Source organism: Spongiibacter pelagi (assembly GCF_014705705.1).
GTDB lineage: Bacteria > Pseudomonadota > Gammaproteobacteria > Pseudomonadales > Spongiibacteraceae > Spongiibacter > Spongiibacter pelagi.
The window spans coordinates 1-17,214 of sequence record NZ_JACXLD010000003.1 but is presented as its reverse complement, the minus strand read 5'-3'; the positions used below and the strand labels follow the sequence as shown (position 1 = coordinate 17,214).

At 52.9% G+C, this 17,214-nt stretch carries 18 protein-coding genes and 1 tRNA gene; 11 read left to right on the top strand and 8 right to left on the bottom strand.

Going from position 1 to position 17,214, the window contains the following annotated elements:
* The first annotated feature begins 75 nt into the window (after positions 1–75).
* From pdxA to IB286_RS06295, 5 genes are read left to right on the top strand one after another with little or no spacing between them, the layout of a single operon-like run.
* Positions 76–1,113, top strand: a complete 1,038-nt coding sequence (gene pdxA / locus IB286_RS06315; protein WP_190763680.1) for a 4-hydroxythreonine-4-phosphate dehydrogenase PdxA — start codon at positions 76–78, stop codon at positions 1,111–1,113.
* The gene (gene rsmA / locus IB286_RS06310; RefSeq protein WP_190763678.1) at positions 1,110–1,910 is read left to right on the top strand and encodes a 16S rRNA (adenine(1518)-N(6)/adenine(1519)-N(6))-dimethyltransferase RsmA; all 801 of its coding nucleotides are present in this window, start codon (positions 1,110–1,112) and stop codon (positions 1,908–1,910) included. Before pdxA ends, rsmA begins: the two co-directional genes overlap by 4 nt.
* A gap of 38 nt (positions 1,911–1,948) precedes the next feature.
* Positions 1,949–2,329 carry a Co2+/Mg2+ efflux protein ApaG gene (apaG, locus tag IB286_RS06305; RefSeq protein ID WP_190763676.1) on the top strand — a complete coding sequence of 127 codons (381 nt, stop codon included), beginning with the start codon at positions 1,949–1,951 and terminating at the stop codon, positions 2,327–2,329.
* 14 nt (positions 2,330–2,343) lie between these two features.
* Positions 2,344–3,159, top strand: a complete 816-nt coding sequence (locus tag IB286_RS06300) for a symmetrical bis(5'-nucleosyl)-tetraphosphatase (RefSeq protein WP_190763674.1) — start codon at positions 2,344–2,346, stop codon at positions 3,157–3,159.
* Positions 3,160–3,210: 51 nt separating this feature from the next.
* Positions 3,211–4,326: a hypothetical protein gene (locus IB286_RS06295; protein WP_190763672.1), complete on the top strand. Its 1,116-nt coding sequence runs from the start codon at positions 3,211–3,213 to the stop codon at positions 4,324–4,326.
* On the opposite strand, the gene folK is transcribed toward IB286_RS06295, so the two are convergent.
* Genes folK through tsaD form a run of 3 tightly spaced genes read right to left on the bottom strand, consistent with a single transcriptional unit; the run spans position 4,323 to position 6,301 of the window.
* A complete protein-coding gene (gene folK / locus IB286_RS06290) occupies positions 4,323–4,883 on the bottom strand; it encodes a 2-amino-4-hydroxy-6-hydroxymethyldihydropteridine diphosphokinase (protein ID WP_190763670.1) in 561 nt (186 codons plus the stop codon). The two genes, IB286_RS06295 and folK, sit on opposite strands and share 4 nt — an antisense overlap.
* Positions 4,880–5,239, bottom strand: a complete 360-nt coding sequence (folB, locus tag IB286_RS06285; protein ID WP_190763668.1) for a dihydroneopterin aldolase — start codon at positions 5,237–5,239, stop codon at positions 4,880–4,882. The genes folK and folB overlap by 4 nt, the downstream gene beginning before the upstream one ends.
* Positions 5,240–5,272: 33 nt before the next feature.
* Positions 5,273–6,301 (bottom strand): tRNA (adenosine(37)-N6)-threonylcarbamoyltransferase complex transferase subunit TsaD, encoded by a 1,029-nt coding sequence (gene tsaD, locus IB286_RS06280; RefSeq protein ID WP_190763666.1) that lies wholly within the window; start codon positions 6,299–6,301, stop codon positions 5,273–5,275.
* Between the two features lie 275 nt (positions 6,302–6,576).
* On the opposite strand from tsaD, the gene rpsU reads away from it, so the two are divergent.
* From rpsU to IB286_RS06255, 5 genes are all read left to right on the top strand, one after another.
* Positions 6,577–6,792 (top strand): 30S ribosomal protein S21, encoded by a 216-nt coding sequence (gene rpsU, locus IB286_RS06275; RefSeq protein WP_190763664.1) that lies wholly within the window; start codon positions 6,577–6,579, stop codon positions 6,790–6,792.
* Positions 6,793–6,910: 118 nt separating this feature from the next.
* Complete coding sequence (locus IB286_RS06270) at positions 6,911–7,357, top strand: GatB/YqeY domain-containing protein (RefSeq protein WP_190763662.1); 447 nt, start codon at positions 6,911–6,913, stop codon at positions 7,355–7,357.
* 75 nt (positions 7,358–7,432) lie between these two features.
* Positions 7,433–9,355, top strand: a complete 1,923-nt coding sequence (gene dnaG / locus IB286_RS06265; RefSeq protein ID WP_190763660.1) for a DNA primase — start codon at positions 7,433–7,435, stop codon at positions 9,353–9,355.
* Between the two features lie 113 nt (positions 9,356–9,468).
* Positions 9,469–11,253, top strand: a complete 1,785-nt coding sequence (rpoD, locus tag IB286_RS06260) for an RNA polymerase sigma factor RpoD (RefSeq protein ID WP_190763658.1) — start codon at positions 9,469–9,471, stop codon at positions 11,251–11,253.
* Between the two features lie 8 nt (positions 11,254–11,261).
* A complete protein-coding gene (locus IB286_RS06255; RefSeq protein WP_190763656.1) occupies positions 11,262–11,834 on the top strand; it encodes a hypothetical protein in 573 nt (190 codons plus the stop codon).
* Here IB286_RS06255 and IB286_RS06250 read toward each other — a convergent pair.
* Genes IB286_RS06250 through IB286_RS06240 form a run of 3 tightly spaced genes read right to left on the bottom strand, consistent with a single transcriptional unit; the run spans position 11,812 to position 15,650 of the window.
* Positions 11,812–13,359: a sensor histidine kinase gene (locus tag IB286_RS06250; RefSeq protein WP_190763654.1), complete on the bottom strand. Its 1,548-nt coding sequence runs from the start codon at positions 13,357–13,359 to the stop codon at positions 11,812–11,814. The genes IB286_RS06255 and IB286_RS06250 overlap by 23 nt on opposite strands.
* Positions 13,356–13,733: a response regulator gene (locus IB286_RS06245; RefSeq protein WP_190763652.1), complete on the bottom strand. Its 378-nt coding sequence runs from the start codon at positions 13,731–13,733 to the stop codon at positions 13,356–13,358. Before IB286_RS06245 ends, IB286_RS06250 begins: the two co-directional genes overlap by 4 nt.
* A gap of 18 nt (positions 13,734–13,751) precedes the next feature.
* Positions 13,752–15,650, bottom strand: a complete 1,899-nt coding sequence (locus tag IB286_RS06240) for a response regulator (protein ID WP_190763650.1) — start codon at positions 15,648–15,650, stop codon at positions 13,752–13,754.
* Between the two features lie 147 nt (positions 15,651–15,797).
* Between IB286_RS06240 and IB286_RS06235 the strand changes: the two genes are divergently transcribed.
* Positions 15,798–15,874, top strand: a tRNA-Ile gene (locus tag IB286_RS06235).
* Positions 15,875–15,944: 70 nt separating this feature from the next.
* Here IB286_RS06235 and IB286_RS06230 read toward each other — a convergent pair.
* Together IB286_RS06230 and IB286_RS06225 are read right to left on the bottom strand one after the other, a co-directional pair.
* Positions 15,945–16,235: a hypothetical protein gene (locus IB286_RS06230; RefSeq protein WP_223826181.1), complete on the bottom strand. Its 291-nt coding sequence runs from the start codon at positions 16,233–16,235 to the stop codon at positions 15,945–15,947.
* 44 nt (positions 16,236–16,279) lie between these two features.
* Positions 16,280–16,696: a type II toxin-antitoxin system RelE/ParE family toxin gene (locus IB286_RS06225; protein ID WP_317889714.1), complete on the bottom strand. Its 417-nt coding sequence runs from the start codon at positions 16,694–16,696 to the stop codon at positions 16,280–16,282.
* Between the last annotated feature and the right edge of the window lie 518 nt (positions 16,697–17,214).

Genomic DNA, 17,214 nt, shown 5'->3' with positions numbered 1-17,214 from the left:
TCCACACTGATTGCTTCAGCGCTTTGGTAAAACCACTTCCACCAAAGCGCCGTCCTTAATCAGAGGCCCGACATCATGCTACCCCGTCTCGCCATCACCCCCGGCGAACCTGCCGGCATAGGACCGGAACTGTTAATCCAGCTCGCCCAACAACACTGGGACGCCGAGCTGGTTGCCTTTGCCGACCCGCAACTGTTAAAACAGCGCGCGGCCGCGATTAATACTCCCATCACCCTGCACAGCTTTAACCCCTTGGCACCGAGAGCCCACCAAGCCAGCAACCTCAGTGTTCAGCCTATTGAAATGGCACATGCCAGCAAACCCGGCGAGCTTGATGTTCGCAACGCGGCTTATGTGGTGAACACCCTCGCCGAGGCCTGCGACGCCAATTTGCGCGGCGACTGTCACGCACTGGTGACTGGCCCAGTGCAAAAATCCATTATTAATGATGCCGGCATTCCCTTTAGTGGCCACACCGAATTTTTTCAGCAGCGCTGCAAGGTCGACAAAGTGGTGATGATGCTGGCCAGCACAGAACTGCGCGTGGCGCTGGTCACCACGCACTTACCATTGAACAAAGTCTCCGCCACCATTACCGCCACCGAATTAACACGGGTTACCGAAATTCTACACAGCGCACTACAGCAAGACTTTGGCTGCGAGAATCCCCGCATTATGGTGCTGGGGCTCAATCCCCACGCCGGCGAAGGCGGCCATATGGGGCGCGAAGAAATCGACGTAATAGAACCCTGCCTCGCCACACTGCGCCAACGCGGCTGGCAGCTACAAGGGCCATTGCCCGCCGACACCGCATTTCAGGCGAAATATCTCGATCAAAGCGATGCGGTACTGGCCATGTATCACGACCAAGGACTGCCGGTACTGAAATATCAAAGCTTTGGCCGGGCAGTAAATATCACCCTAGGGCTACCGATTATCCGCACCTCTGTGGATCACGGCACGGCGCTGGATTTGGCCGGCAAAGGCAGCGCCGACTGCGGCAGCTTCGCCGAAGCCCTGCACCTCGCTATTTCCATGAGTCGGCATCGCTTTACTGTGCATCAAAAGCCTGAACATCAAGAGCCTGAAAAGCAAAAAGGAAAGACACCATGACCGAACACCGGGCAAGAAAACGATTTGGTCAGAACTTTCTGCAAGATCACGGCATCATCAATCGGATTGTGCGTAGCATCCGCCCCGGCGAGCATGAGCACCTACTTGAAATTGGCCCCGGCCAAGGCGCCATTACCGAAGAAATTCTGCGCTCTGGCTGCCAATTGGATGTTATTGAACTCGACCGCGATCTCGTCCCGATTCTGCAAGGCAAATTTGGCGCACTGCCAAATTTTCATTTGCATCAGGGCGATGCGCTGCGCTTTGATTTCTCTGAGATCGCCAAAGACAAGCCGCTGCGAGTGGTGGGTAATCTGCCCTACAATATTTCCACGCCTCTGATTTTTCACCTGCTGTCCCAGCATGAACTCATCAGCGATATGCACTTTATGCTACAGAAAGAAGTGGTGGATCGCCTCGCCGCCGACCCCGGCAGCAAGGCCTGGGGCCGCTTAGGTATCATGGCGCAATATTACTGCCGGGTAGAATCCCTGTTCGACGTTCCGCCGGAAGCCTTTACCCCGCGACCCAAGGTACAATCGGCCATTGTTCGGCTGGTGCCCCATAAAGAACTACCGCATCCGGTTGACGATGTAGAGCTCTTGCAAAGGGTCTTGCGTGAAGCCTTCAATCAGCGCCGCAAAACTCTGCGCAATAATTTAAAGCCGCTGATCAGTGCAGAACAATTGGAAGCCATCGGCATTAATCCCGGCGAGCGCCCGGAAAAACTGAGCCTTGCCGACTTCGTTGCAATTACCCAAGTGGTCGCCAACAATCCAATCGACGAAGCAAACTAACAATACCACTCATTAGAAACACCAACAGAATTGCGAAAATGATATCCGAATCGAAAAGCGTCAAAATAGTCGTTAAAACCCAATACCTGCCGGAGCAATCCAATCCCGGCGAAAGCCGTTTTGCCTTCGCTTACACCATTAATATTGCCAATGAAGGCGAAGAAGCGGTACGCCTGCTGACCCGCCACTGGATCATCACCGACGGCGACAATAAAGTGCAGGAAGTGCACGGCGATGGCGTTATCGGCAAGCAACCCCTGATCGAGCCCGGCAAAGCGTTTAACTACACCTCGGGCGCCGTGATCAACACCCCGGTTGGCACTATGGAAGGCAGTTACGAAATGATCACCGCCTCAGGCCGCCCATTTATTGCGCCTATTAAAGTGTTTTCGCTGGCGCAGCCCTCGGCGCTGCACTAAGGGCGGCAACGTAAATGGCGCGCTACGCGATTGGCGATTTGCAGGGCTGCTATCAACCCCTGCGGCAATTACTGGATCAAATTGCTTTTGATCCCGCCAATGACCAACTCTGGCTAGTGGGTGATTTGGTCAATCGCGGGCCGGACTCGCTGGAAACCCTGCGCTTTCTGCACAGTATTCGCGACAGTCTGCGTATTACCCTCGGCAACCACGACCTCCATGTTATCGCCTTGGCAAAAGGTTATACCGACCGTGGCCGCCACCCCACACTGGAAGCCCTACTAAACGCGCCCGACTGCCTCGAATTAATGAATTGGCTGCAACAGCAGCGGCTCGCTTACCGCGACCCCAGCGGCGATTACCTAATGAGTCACGCGGGAATTCCCGCCATTTGGAGCAGCGAGCAAGCGCTCTCACTGGCCGCCGAATTGGAAGCCGTTTTACAGAGCGATAAGGCGGAAGCCTTCTTTCTGGAAATGTACGGCAATACCCCGCTGTGCTGGTCCGACGATCTGCACGGGGTCGATCGCCTGCGCGCCATCACCAATTACTTCACCCGCATGCGCGCCTGCCAACAAGACGGCACCCTGGAGCTGAAATTCAAAGGCATCGCCGCAGACATTCCCGCCGGCTACCGGCCGTGGTTTGAATGGCAAGCGACCAGCGCACGAAAGGAAACCCTGCTGTTTGGTCACTGGGCGGCACTGGAATGCCAGACCGGGCGCGACGACATTATTGCCCTCGACAGCGGCTGTGTGTGGGGGCGCTGCATGACCCTGCTCAATCTCGATACCCGCGAGCTTCACCACTGCGACTGCAGCAAACCATAAATTTGCCCAAGCCTCGGGTATACTGCAAAAAAACATTCCAGCGAAATCAGTATGCAGGTCTACCTTGTTGGCGGTGCCGTCCGCGACCAACTTCTTAACTACCCGTTTCACGAACGCGACTGGGTCGTGGTCGGCGCAACCCCAGATGACTTGCTAAAGCAGGGTTACCAACAAGTCGGCAAAGACTTTCCGGTTTTTCTTCATCCCAGCAGCAAAGAAGAATACGCACTGGCGCGCACCGAGAAAAAAGCGGGCAGTGGCTATCACGGTTTTATCTGCGACTTTGGCCCCGAGGTAACGCTGGAAGAAGACCTGCAACGCCGAGACCTCACCATCAACGCCATGGCGATGGACGACAACGCCCAGTTGATTGATCCCTATGGCGGTCAGCGTGATCTTGAACAACGCTTACTGCGTCATGTCTCTCCCGCATTTAATGAAGACCCTCTACGAGTGCTAAGAGTTGCCCGTTTTGCTGCGCGCTACGCCCATCTCGGTTTTACTCTCGCGCCAGAAACACAGCGCCTGATGCACGATATGAGTCAGGCGGGAGAACTCGCCACCATCACCCCGGAGCGGCTTTGGGTAGAAATCAATAAAGGCTTGGCGACAAACACACCCTCGGTATTTTTTAAGGTGCTGCAAGATTGCGGCGCACTGAACGCACTCTATCCCGCATGGTCAGCAGCATTAACGGAAGATTTGTTGGCGATAGTTGATGCGGCCGCAAAATTCGGCGGCAGCAATGAATTACGCTTTGCAATAACGTGTTCAGCACTGAACAGCGAGCAGTGCGAAGCGCTTTGCGAGCAGCTAAAAGCCACCAATGCCGCACAGGATTTAGCTCTACTTGGCGTGCAACTATTGCCCCTCACGCCGCTCAACTCGGCCGAAACCGTAATGGCCTTATTGGAAAAGCTGGACTATTTACGCCGCCCGCAGCGCGTTAGCGATTTTGTGCAACTGGCTAAAACCCTAAACCCTTATTTTGGAACAAGCCCAGCAGCAGGTATTGAAGTCAGTGTGCTGGAGCGCGCCGCTCAGAGCCTTGGAAATATCAGAGCAGAAACGCTGATCGCGGAAGGTTTAAAAGGCCCCGCACTGGGCAAGGCTCTACGCCAAAAGCGGCTTGATGCGCTGAGCGAACTGCTAGGCAAGCCCGCTTAAGCTCGACTGATTAACGCGCCCTGCCAGCGAAAATCCACGGGATAAAGCTGGTCCGCGCAAAGAGGCGACGCCAATAACATTTCCTGCCAATGGTCAGCAAAACGTCGGCCACTCTGCGGGTGACACTGCTCCGCCGCCAAATCGACCAAGGGCTTTAATACATAGGCATTTTCAAGAATTTCAGCGCGGGGCAACACCAACGAAGGCAGGTTCAAATTCGCCGGCAAGCTAACGCCTTCAAGCTGCTCACCACAGCAATCACCGAATAGAAGAATATCGATATCCAAGGTTCGGGCGCTGAATTTCACCGCATTGGCAGCCCGGCCATGCTGCAACTCCAACTGGCGAAGAAATACCAGCAATTCAGCAGGCGTCAGCTCGCAGTCAAAACCCACGACTAAATTCAGGAAAGGATCGCCGACAAAACCCACCGCCTCGGCCTCGTAAACCGGCGAGATTCGCAGTGAGGAAAACCGTGCCTGAAGGGCGTCCAGCGCCGAAGCAATATGATGATAACGGTGGATATTACTGCCCAGCCCGACAAAAACCTCAGTCATTCAGGGCGTCGACCTCGTTGAATTTCCACACCAACCGCCGCCGCTTCCGCAATCGCCTGTGGCTTACGCAGTTTCAATCTCAACCAGCTCACCCCAAACTCGCGCATGACTAACTCCGCGCACTGCTCAGCCAAGGTTTCCACCAACAAAAATTCACTAGCGCCAACAAATTCCAATAAGCGCTCAGATACCGCCTGATAGTTGAGGGTCTTGGCAATATCATCGCTTTGCGCAGCGGGGCGATTATCCCAAGCCATATCCAAATCAAGCAAAACCGGCTGGCGCTGCTCACGCTCCCAAGGATGAATACCAATCAGGGTGTCAATTTTCAGGGCTTCAATAAAGACAATATCCACGGTCCGGCTTCCTTAAATTCAGCTCAACTCCGTTTAAGCTAAAGCGGGCAATTGATCCATGGGCCAACGCGGCCGCACGGCAATACCCAACTCATCCTGCTGCCCAGCTTGCAGCCGGCAAAATCCCGCGTAGGCGATCATTGCGCCATTATCGGTGCAGTATTCAGGACGCGGGTAATACACCTCGCCTCCCATTGCAGACAGCTTTTCCGCAAGCCGCGCTCGCAATACCCGATTGGCACTTACGCCACCGGCCATAACCAAACGCGTTAAACCTTCTTGCTTGAGCGCGCGTAGGCATTTAATCGACAAGGTATCGACCACCGCCTCCTGAAATGCCGCCGCAATATCAGCGCGATCTACAGCGCTCAATTCACCCTCGCCGCGACAATCGGCAATCGTATTCAAGGTGAAGGTTTTCAAACCACTAAAACTGAAATCCAGTCCGGGACGATTCACCATCGGACGCGGAAAGGTAAAGCGCGACAGATCGCCGGATTCGGCCAATTTCGCCAACTGCGGCCCACCCGGATACGGCAACTCCAACATTTTGGCCGCCTTATCAAATGCCTCACCGGCGGCGTCATCCAGCGACTCACCAAGAATCGCATATTGGCCCACGCCATCCACTCTCACCAACTGCGTATGACCGCCAGACACCAACAAGGCAATAAAAGGAAAGGCCGGTGGGGTTTCTTCCAGCATAGGCGCCAGCAAATGGCCTTCCATATGGTGAACACCAATGGCAGGAACGCCCCAGGCATAAGCCATAGCCCGCCCGGCACAGGCGCCAACCATCAGGGCACCAGCCAAGCCCGGCCCGCTGGTAAAGGCAACGCCATCAAGATCCGCGCCGGTAATCCCGGCTTTTTCGAAAACCTCATTCACCAAGGGCAACAGTTTGCGCACGTGATCGCGCGAGGCCAGCTCAGGCACCACACCGCCAAATTCACTGTGCAAACCAATCTGACTGTAAAGAGCATCGGCCAGCAAGCCGTGCTCGCTGTCGTAAATGGCCACCCCGGTTTCATCACAGGAGGATTCCAAACCCAATACTTTCACTACTTAACTCCAGATCGCCGCGCGCAGTGCTGCTATACTCCGTCGCCCAAATGGCCGGCCCGCACCGTGAAAAGGCCGCATCTTACTGACTTCGCGCCCGGGCATCCACAAGCAAGGCGAGTTTCTCAGTAATCGGGTCGATTTTACTTTGCTTTTTATACAGTCAGAGTATAGAATTCTGCGCCCTTGGAGTACCACGGCGAAATGTGGTACCAACCGGCCACAAGAGATGGCCATAAAACACCTGTAACTGGAAACTGACAAAGGTTTAGCAAATGCCTGCAGTAAAAATTAAAGAAAACGAGCCGTTTGACATTGCTCTGCGTCGCTTCAAGCGCTCATGCGAAAAAGCCGGTATCCTCGCGGAAGTTCGCCGCCGTGAGTTCTATGAAAAGCCGACTTCTGTTCGCAAGCGTCAAGCCGCTGCTGCTGTTAAGCGCCACGCGAAAAAAGTTTCTCGCGAAATGAAGAAACAACAACGCCTCTACTAATCTCCTTCGAGAATAGACGCGTTGACCGCCGGGGCTAATCATTACCCCGGCGCCGGTATTTTCCTCCGGCCCCTTCATATCCGAACGTAAACCAGCGATTCCCCGAGGTTGCGAGCCCATGTCCGAACTGAAAAAACAAATCAATGAGGCCATGAAAGCGGCAATGCGCGCCAAGGAAAAGGAACGCTTGGCTGCCGTTCGCCTGATTCTCGCCGAAATCAAACGCATTGAAGTAGACGAGCGCATCGACATTGATGACGAACGCGTTATCGCCGTGCTCGACAAAATGTGCAAGCAGCGCCGCGACTCCATCACCCAATTCGAGAGTGCCGGTCGCGAAGATCTGGCCAGCGTAGAGCGTTTTGAAATGGGCGTAATCCAAGAATTTCTGCCCGCTCAGCTCACTGAAGCCGAACTCGACAGTTTGATCGCCGCCGCCATTACCGAAAGTGGCGCCGACTCTATGAAAGCCATGGGGCAGGTGATGGCCATTCTCAAGCCGCAGCTGCAAGGCCGCGCCGACATGGGTGAAGTCAGCAAAAAGCTGAAAGCCCAACTGGGTTAACCCCCTCCCATTCCGCGATTGATCCAACCCTGACAGCCTGATAGGCTTTTTTGTCTTCTTATTGCGGAATCGCACGTGGCCAAAGGACGTATCCCCGACAGCTTTATCGATGACCTGCTAGGCCGGGTCGATATCGTTGAGCTTATCAGTCGCCGGATCACCCTTAAAAAGTCGGGCCGCAACTACACCGCCTGCTGCCCCTTCCACGACGAAAAAACGCCCTCTTTCAGCGTCAACCAAGACAAGCAATTCTATTACTGCTTTGGCTGTGGCGCCGGCGGTAACTCCGTCAGCTTTTTGATGGACTACGACCGGCTGGACTTTCCCGCCGCGATCGAGAACCTTGCCCAATTTGCCGGACTTGAAGTTCCGCGAGAAGAATTAAGCCCGCAACAACAGCAACGCCAAGCCAGACGCAAAACCATCTACGACCTGATGGAGCAAACGGCTAAATATTTTCAGGACCAGTTACGCCAACATCCACAGGGGCAACGCGCGGTCGACTACCTGAAAAACCGTGGCTTAAGCGGCCAAATTGCCCGCGATTTTGGCATCGGCTACGCCCCACCCGGCTGGGATAATCTGCTCAAACAACTCGGCACCAGCGAAGAAGCTCGGCAACAGCTCATTGATTCCGGCATGCTGATTGTCAAAGACGATGGCCGGCTGTACGACCGCTTCCGCGACCGCATTATGTTCCCCATCCGCGACACCCGAGGCCGGGTGATTGCCTTTGGTGGGCGGGTACTCGGCGACGAAAAACCCAAATACCTTAACTCACCCGATAGCGATATTTTCCACAAGGGCCGCGAGCTTTACGGGCTGTTTGAAGCACGCCAGAACAATAAACACCTAGAACGCCTGCTGATTACCGAAGGCTATATGGATGTGGTCGCCCTCGCCCAGCACGGCATTCCCTACGGCATTGCCACCCTCGGCACCGCCAGCAATAGCGACCACCTACGCACCGCCTTTCGGTATTGCAGCGAAATTGTTTTTTGTTTTGATGGCGATGAAGCCGGACGCCGCGCCGCCCAACGCGCTTTAGAAAATGCCCTACCGACCATGGAAGATGGCCGCAGTGTGCGCTTTTTGTTTTTGCCCGACGGCGAAGACCCAGACAGTCTGGTTCGCGCACAGGGCAGCAACGCCTTTCAAAATCTGATTCATCACGCCCAACCGCTGGAAGCCTATTTCTTTGATGCGGTAGGCGGTCATCTCAATCCAGAATCACTGGAAGGCCGCGCCACACTGAACAAACTGGCCATGCCCTTGCTGCAAAAATTGCCTGCCGGGGTATTCCGCGAACTGATGTTCGACAAATTGGCCCAGCGCACCGGGCTCAGCGCACAGGCACTGGATCGCCTGCGCGAAAGTGCGGAAATCGAAGCAGCTCAGGCCGAGCAAGAAGAACCAAAAACAGAGCGGAAAGCGCCCCGCAGCCAGTCAGAGACCTTGCTGGCCCGCCTGCCCAGCAATCGCCGCGATCCCTGCTTATTCGCACTCGCCATGCTGCTCTACTCACCAAGCCATATCGCCCAACAAGTTCGCGAGCGGCACAACAATTTGCGCGAAGACCAACTGCCGCAACCACTGACCCAAAGCGGAGCGTTATTGCTCGAAGCCCTAACTTTGCTGAATCGCCGCCCGGAATCCAGCACCGCCATGCTGCTGGGCCACTGGTACGGGCAACCGGCGTACACGGTATTGAATGAAGCCCTGAAAAGCATTGCCCTACTCGGCAACAAACTCAATGACGACATTGCCGGCAACGCCTTTCAGGAAACCTTGGATCATTTCCAGCGCCAGCGCCAAAAACAGCGCCTCGACCTAACCCTCAGCGATATTCGAGAGTCTTCTTCGCCAGCAGAACAGGGAGTCGACAAATCCCAAACTGGCAACTACGCTGAACTGAACGAGATGACCAAATCCCAGCTACAAGCATTGATGCAAATGCTGGACGAAAAACATCGGCCAAAAACTGACCAAAAGAACTAGGTTTTCTTTGACTGAAAGACGGAACCCATATTACTGGCACTAGTCCTAACAGGGGTTAGTGCAGTATAATTCGCGGCTATTTTTTAACCCGACCCGACGAGCACAGTGACATAATGAGCGACGCCCGACATCAATCACGCCTCAAACAACTCATTGCCAAAGGCAAGGAGCAAGGGTTCCTGACCTACTCCGAGGTCAACGATCACCTTCCAGAGGACATTTCTGATCCGGATCAGGTTGAAGAAATTATTCAAATGATCAATGACATGGGTATTCAGGTGTTTGAACACGCACCTGACGAAGATACCCTGATCATGAGCGGAGGCGATTCCTCCGACGATATCGCCGCTGCTGAAGCGGCCGCTGCGCTGGCCGCCGTAGAAACTGAAACCGGCCGCACCACCGACCCCGTGCGTATGTATATGCGCGAAATGGGCACCGTAGAACTGCTGACCCGCGAAGGCGAAATTGTTATCGCCAAACGCATTGAGGAAGGCATTCGCGAAGTCATGGCCGCGCTGGCCTACTACCCCGACACCGTCAACTCCATTCTGGCCGAATACGACAAAGTCGCCAGTGAAGAGCGTCGTCTGGGCGATATTATCAGCGGCTATCTCGACCCTGCTGAAGACGTACCGTCTCCGCAACAGCAAGCCGCTGCAGCAGCGGAATCTGGTGACGACGAAGAAACCACGTCTGGCCCCGATCCAGAAGAAGCAAAAATCCGTTTTGGCAACCTGCAAAAGCAAGCTGACAAAATGAATAAGGCCATTGCCAAGCATGGCCGCTACAGCAAGCAGACCGCCAAAGAACTGGCTGATCTGGCCGAGCTGTTTAAATTCTTCAAACTGACTCCCGCTCTGTTTGACCCCATGATCGAACGCGTTCGCACCACGCTGAGCTCGATTCGCGCCATGGAAAAAGAAATCATGATCATGGCGGTGAAAAATGCCCGCATGGATCGCAAAGAATTTATCCGCAGCTTCCAAGGCAATGAAGCCAATCTGGCATGGGTAGACGAGCACACTGAAAAATATCCAGAACTGGCTAACCTCAAGCCCATCATTCTGAAAATTCAGGGCCGCATCACCCAGATAGAAGAGCGCGAAGATCTGACGATTTCTGATATTAAAGAAATCAACCGCCGTATTTCTATCGGCGAAGCTCGCGCCCGTCGCGCCAAAAAAGAAATGGTAGAAGCCAACCTGCGTCTGGTTATTTCGATCGCCAAGAAATACACCAACCGCGGCCTGCAGTTCCTCGACCTGATTCAGGAAGGCAATATCGGCCTGATGAAAGCGGTAGATAAATTCGAATACCGTCGCGGCTACAAGTTCTCCACCTATGCAACCTGGTGGATTCGTCAGGCCATCACCCGTTCGATTGCCGACCAAGCGCGCACCATTCGTATTCCAGTACACATGATTGAGACCATCAACAAGCTCAATCGTATCTCTCGCCAAATGCTGCAGGAGATGGGTCGCGAACCCACGCCAGAAGAGCTGGGCGAGCGCATGGAAATGCCGGAAGACAAAGTTCGCAAGGTATTGAAAATTGCCAAAGAACCCATCTCCATGGAAACGCCAATTGGCGACGATGAAGATTCACATCTGGGCGATTTCATTGAAGACAATACCATTGCTTCACCCGTTGACTCCGCAACCGGCGAAGGCCTGCGCGAAGCCACTCGTGAAGTCTTGGCCGGCCTGACCGCCAGAGAAGCCAAAGTTCTGCGTATGCGTTTTGGTATCGACATGAACACCGACCACACGCTGGAAGAAGTCGGCAAACAATTTGACGTTACCCGTGAGCGTATTCGTCAGATCGAAGCCAAAGCCCTGCGCAAACTGCGTCACCCAACGCGCTCAGACCACCTGCGCAGCTTCCTCGACGAGTAAGTCGCAGCATGGCGACTCAGCCAATCAACTATCCGGTGGCGGTACTCGCCACCGCGATTTTCAGCTTTACACTCGCCGCCTGCAGTTCTCAGCCAGAAAATCCGGCCGCCCCAACGCCACCTAATTTTGCTAACAGTGACTCCCACAGCAGCGCTGGCAGCAATGCGCATATCGATCCTGAGCAAGCATTGAGCAATGCGCTACAACAACTGCATAAGCAGCATTATTTAGCCGCAGAAGGCAGCCTTAGTCAGCTCAGCAATAGCACCGGTGCAGCGCAAAACATTAAAAATACAGCCCGCGCCGCGCTTATTCTGCTGTATCTCGACAAATCCAATACCCGCTACAGCATCGACCGCGCCACCACAGAGTTAGACAAGCTCTACTTTCAGCGCAACCCTAACTCTGAGCAAGAATCGCTGTTGTTTATGGCATTGAAAATTGCAGTTGAACGCAGTTTAGAAGTGGTTTCAGCAGATCAGTTGAAACGCGGCTCTGAATTAGCCTTACAAGAAAAAGAGCAGCAGGTCATTGCTCTACAAGCCGCGCTGGAAAAACTCAGACGTCTGTCATTTGAGTAGCCGAGTCGTCATCGGCTAGCTGACGGCGATCTCCTTCGGTGGGCAAGCGCAGCGTAAATCTCGAACCTTTACCCTGCGTACTCTCTGCTTTCAGACTTCCGCCCATCAGCTCGGCAAACTCTCGCGAAATAGTCAAACCCAAACCTGAGCCACCGTACTCTTTAGTTGTGGAAAGATCGGCCTGCACAAAAGCATCAAAGACCTTTTCCACCTGTTTGGGGCTCATACCAATTCCCGTGTCAGAAACCTGCACCATCAGATCAGCGCCCTGATTCTCTTCCCACACTCGCAGAGTCACCTCACCCTCACGGGTAAACTTGGCCGCATTGCTCAGCAAGTTAAGAAGAATCTGGCGAAGCCGAGTCATATCCGTGCGTATTACTGATTTCTCTAGCCTGAAATCACAGCGAAAGCGGTTAGCATTCTTCTCTAACAGAGGCCGAGCGGTAGATTCCACACTCGCTAGCAAGGGTGTTAAATCAACATCTTCCCAAAATACCGACATGCGGCCCGCTTCAATTTTGGATATATCCAAAACATCATTTATCAAAGTTAATAAATGCTTGCCCGCTAGCTGAATTTTTTCCACATCGCCGCGCAGCGCTTTCGCTGGCAATTCCGGATCGTCTTCAATTTCTTCCAACACCATCTCTGCGTAGCCGATAATGGCGTTCATCGGCGTGCGAAACTCGTGACTCATATTGGCTAAAAAGCCGCTCTTTGCCTGGTTGGCCGCATCCGCTTTCTGTACCGCATCTCTTACCCGGTTCATAGCCGCATTAAGATTGTCGGCCATCTCATTAAATGACCCCGCCAACTGCGCAAACTCATCGTTAGAGGTGATTTCAATACGATGATCTAAATCGCCTTTACCCCACTCGGTGGTACCATTCTGTAAACGCCGAATCGCCCTGCGGGTATATCGAACAATATTCCAGCCCAACCAAAAGGTGACAATCAGCGCCGCCAAAAACACCAACAGCGCCACTTTATTGGTCGACTTAACAATGTCTTTAAGGCGCTCATTTAGCTCATCTGAGCGCTCAAGCACCGCCAGCGAAATCGACAACAACTGCTGATCCACCAGTTCAAATTGATAAGACTGCTGCTTGCCAAGCACCTCTATACCCGGCTCACGAATAAATCGCTCCCACGCCGCTAACAACGCCTCGGCATGCAGCTCGGTAAATTTTCCCGGCTCCATAAATCGATTCAAATCACGATTAATCGCCACCATCATCTGTTGCAAATGGCGAATCGCATCGAGCAATTCTTTTTGCTCTGAGCTTTTAAGTTGATAATCACTAACCGTTTGCAGCAGGGCTTCTACAACTTGAACCTTGCGCCGCGTTTCCTGTAATTGCTGACTAAAGGCATTAGAGTCGGTTTGAATATTAATGACGTTTTGCAGCAGCCACACATTGCGACGACGAACATCATTACCCCATAGCTGTACCAGAACACTGCTTAGCGATAGAAATAAAATAAAAAGAAAGGAGGCGGTAAGCCGGCGAGTAAAGCTCATTTGTTCGCCGCCGCCTGAAGATTGAATTCAATTTTTTCCAGCAATCTTGGTAGCTCAACGGGCTTGGTGTCGTAGTCATCACAGCCCGCATCTAGGGCGCGCTGACGATCATCGGCCATGGCATGGGCGGTTAAGGCAATAATAGGCAATAACGCCGTTTTCGGGTTCGCTTTTAACTCTGCCGCCACCTGCCACCCATCTTTTACCGGCAGACTCATATCGAGCAAGATGAGGTCAGGTAATTCCGCCAAGCAAATATCGACACCTTCCTGCCCATTTACCGCCAACAGCATTTCATGGCCACGCCGCTGCAAACGACGACTGAGCATATCGCGATTCATTTCATTATCTTCAACCAGCAGAATTCTGGCCATGTCACATCCTGTTGTTATTTATTTCAAATTCGGCAATACATCGGCAACGGTCGATGGCACTAGCAAATAGCGGTTTTTATTGGCGGATGGCAGTGTGGATACTGCCTCTGCATCCACTGCCGTTAACTTGCCGTAACAGCGCGCCTCAACCAAGCCTTTAATCGCCACATCAGCGGGAACCTTAATGGGGCTATTTATGGCACTACTCGCCGACACAACTAAACCCTCACCAAGAACCGCATGGGCTTCTAATTGCAGCGCCTGACTTTCATCAAACTGCTTACCATTTAATAAGGTAATCCAAAGCGAGAGCGGCGCACTTAATGGCCGAAGTTCAAGCTGCGGCTGCTCAAGCAGTAAATCGTAGGGCAACCCCACGCCCAATACTTCCTGCAGTAAAAGCTCTTCCTCAACGCCTTTCACCGCCACCCGCATCGAGCGCCCGCGTACCACCTCGACCTTGGCATCAGACAAGGTGCGCGGAGAAACCAATATTTGGCCGCCCACCGTACATGACTCAATCCGTGCGGCGAGGTTTACATTGTGCCCCACCACCCCGTATTTACTGCGAAGCTCTGAACCAATATTACCGGCCACCACTTCACCGGTGTTCAAGCCAATGCCCATTTTCAGCGCCGGTAAACCCTCCGCCAAATTGCGCCGATTCACTTCAGCCATGGCATTTTGCATTGCTACCGCGCACGCCAAAGCGCGATCACAATCATCAGCTTCATTAACCGGGGCACCAAAAATGGCAAGAATGCCATCGCCCATCAACTCATCAACCGTACCACGATAATGCTGAATCACCTCGGCCATCACCCCCAGGTAATTATTCAGCAACGCTACACAGGCTTCCGGCTCTAACTGCAAACTTATTGTGGAAAAGTCGCGGATATCGGCCATCAACACCGTCACCACACGCCGCTGCCCGCCCAGCTTCAAACCGTCCTGCTCATCCAGCAAGCGCTCCACAATCTCGTCAGAAAGATAACGCCCAAACACCTGCCGAATAAATTTCTGACTGCGCTCTAACTCCGCAAGATACTCCTGCTCTTTATCCTGCCAACGTTTGCGCTCCAGCAATGCCGACAACCGCGCATTTAATAAAGTGGCATTCACAGGTTTAATCAAATAATCATTAGCGCCAGCATCAATACAATGCATCGCACCTTCTTCATCCTGAACGCCACTGACCATCACCACCGGAATACGGCGAAGATCCTCGTCTTCACGAATCACCTTCAACACGTCATAACCGTTCATATCCGGCATAACCAAATCGAGCAAAACCAGATCCGGCAAAACCCGACGCATCGTCTCAAGCCCCGAGCGACCGCCCTCAGCCTCCAGCACCGTATAACCCTTACGCTGCAACTGCTGGGCAAGCAACTCCCGGCTACTGGGATTATCGTCAACCACCAAAATTAATGACGGCTCCACCGCGCCAAGCTCGCGACTTAAACCACGCTTAAAGCTTTTAAACATCTTGGCAATGGGGTCAGAAGAGGAAGAAGAGGCGCCATCCGGCAGTACCAAACCCTCTAACTGCTCCTGAAAAACTCGCGACTGCTGACGCAACTTAAACAGCGACTCCGCTAACTCGTCGTCTCCACAATCCTCCGCCAGAATTTCGCTATAACCATCCACAATCCCAATATGATTGCGCAAATCATGCCGCAAACGTGCCAACTCACCGGCATCCAACGCCTCCACATCAAACGCCAGTAACGCCGACTGAGTCAGCGCTACCGCATCGTGGATTTTTTCGAGATCAGCCGTTAGCTCAGGACTATTTTGGAAAACAGGAAGCGCCGCCAAGCTATGCAACTGCAAAGCCAGCAATTGAATAGGCGCATTGAGAGATTGCAAACGGTCGTTTAAAAAAGCGCGTTGATGACGGGGATTCCGGCTCAAAACAGACTCTCACGGAAACAGGGTAGATGTTATACAACATACCACCACTGGCTTGGGGCTGCCACGCAAACAGCCCGCCTCAAAACTGGCAATTAACGTAAGCCATGCTTATAATTCCGCCTCTTTCGCGGGCACCACCCCGCCAAAGGGCCTGTAGCTCAGTTGGTTAGAGCACACGACTCATAATCGTTAGGTCCTCGGTTCAAGTCCGAGCAGGCCCACCATCTTCCTTGCATTTCTAAGTATTCTTGCAACCACAACCTTCTTGAGTTACGAAGAAGCAGTATTTATACATTAAGCCACATGGCCTAGAAACTCATCTGCAGAGTGAATACCTTCTCGATCCTGACAGATTTTAAAAATGCGGAACAGGTTTTTAGCTGTGGCATTGCCATTTGCGCTGACCATACGACGTAAACCAGATTCCTTGATTTGTAGATCTTTTGCTACTTCACCAAAAGCTTGAGTACCATTGAGATAATCACGTAACAGAGAATTGCCGACGACGATGTCGCCTTCAAGATAAGACTCTAGCGCTTCCAGCAGTAACCCCTTGCGGTACTCGGGGTCTTTACATAGTTCCATAACTGTATCTTTAAATTCACGAGTCAAAGCCATCGACTGTTACCTCACTTTTTACCTTTACGCTTTCGCTTTTTAGAGGGAGGCTGCCCGCCTTTCGTATGCTGGGGGGCCACCTTCGTTTTTCTAGACTTATAGTCCGTCAAATACTCCTTGGCCGCATCAATGGCTACTTGCTGATCCGACTTATCGCTACCTGCAAACAAGATGATCAGCTCGTCACCGTCGGTAATGTAATAAATCCGATATCCAGGACCATAATCAATTCGGCGCTCCTGCAAGCCATTACCATCGGTAATCGGCTTATGATCACCGAAGTTACCGGCCTCCATTTGTGTCACCGCCTTAGTGACTTTGACCCTTGCTCTAGCATCCTTAAGGTCGATCAGCCAGTCCCGAAACGGTGCACTGCCATCCTGGGCCTTGTACTCTTGAGCTTTCCGCTCTACTACAGGTATTGCCACCAAATTACGTCCCTTTTTCGCCAATTATAATAACGTATATGTTATTATTCAAACCTATTTCTAGCTTAACTCCTAACCACACTAGCAATTTCCACTACATTCGGGCGGGTCGCCCTCAGGAAGAAACCGTTCTGGTAGGTAGTGCGGCGGTTTTTGTTTTTTCAAGAAACACCCCCACGTGCGTGGGGAAGACAACTGGTACTTGGCCCTAAAGCCATGGATCAAAGAAACACCCCCACGTGCGTGGGGAAGACTGAATAACCACGAGGCATGAGGTGAACAATGGAGAAACACCCCCACGTGCGTGGGGAAGACACATCAGCATCGGTAGATTTCCATTGGACTAAGGAAACACCCCCACGTGCGTGGGGAAGACGGTCTGATGCGTCCAGATCTGTTTAGCGTCAACTATCTTGTCCGGTCGGCGACAACTATGATGGCCGGTTGGGTGGTTCAGTTTTCTACTGGCTTTTCGCCTTTTCCATGTGCTGCTGTTTCCGGTAACTTTCTCCCTCCAG

Excerpts from the sequence above, each read along its gene's own strand:
- pdxA (WP_190763680.1), top strand. The coding sequence starts at position 76 with ATGCTACCCCGTCTCGCCATCACCCCCGGCGAACCTGCCGGCATAGGA.
- rsmA (WP_190763678.1), top strand. The coding sequence starts at position 1,110 with ATGACCGAACACCGGGCAAGAAAACGATTTGGTCAGAACTTTCTGCAA.
- apaG (WP_190763676.1), top strand. The coding sequence starts at position 1,949 with ATGATATCCGAATCGAAAAGCGTCAAAATAGTCGTTAAAACCCAATAC.
- IB286_RS06300 (WP_190763674.1), top strand. The coding sequence starts at position 2,344 with ATGGCGCGCTACGCGATTGGCGATTTGCAGGGCTGCTATCAACCCCTG.
- IB286_RS06295 (WP_190763672.1), top strand. The coding sequence starts at position 3,211 with ATGCAGGTCTACCTTGTTGGCGGTGCCGTCCGCGACCAACTTCTTAAC.
- folK (WP_190763670.1), bottom strand. The coding sequence starts at position 4,883 with ATGACTGAGGTTTTTGTCGGGCTGGGCAGTAATATCCACCGTTATCAT.
- rpsU (WP_190763664.1), top strand. The coding sequence starts at position 6,577 with ATGCCTGCAGTAAAAATTAAAGAAAACGAGCCGTTTGACATTGCTCTG.
- IB286_RS06270 (WP_190763662.1), top strand. The coding sequence starts at position 6,911 with ATGTCCGAACTGAAAAAACAAATCAATGAGGCCATGAAAGCGGCAATG.
- rpoD (WP_190763658.1), top strand. The coding sequence starts at position 9,469 with ATGAGCGACGCCCGACATCAATCACGCCTCAAACAACTCATTGCCAAA.
- IB286_RS06255 (WP_190763656.1), top strand. The coding sequence starts at position 11,262 with ATGGCGACTCAGCCAATCAACTATCCGGTGGCGGTACTCGCCACCGCG.
- IB286_RS06250 (WP_190763654.1), bottom strand. The coding sequence starts at position 13,359 with ATGAGCTTTACTCGCCGGCTTACCGCCTCCTTTCTTTTTATTTTATTT.
- IB286_RS06245 (WP_190763652.1), bottom strand. The coding sequence starts at position 13,733 with ATGGCCAGAATTCTGCTGGTTGAAGATAATGAAATGAATCGCGATATG.
- IB286_RS06230 (WP_223826181.1), bottom strand. The coding sequence starts at position 16,235 with ATGGAACTATGTAAAGACCCCGAGTACCGCAAGGGGTTACTGCTGGAA.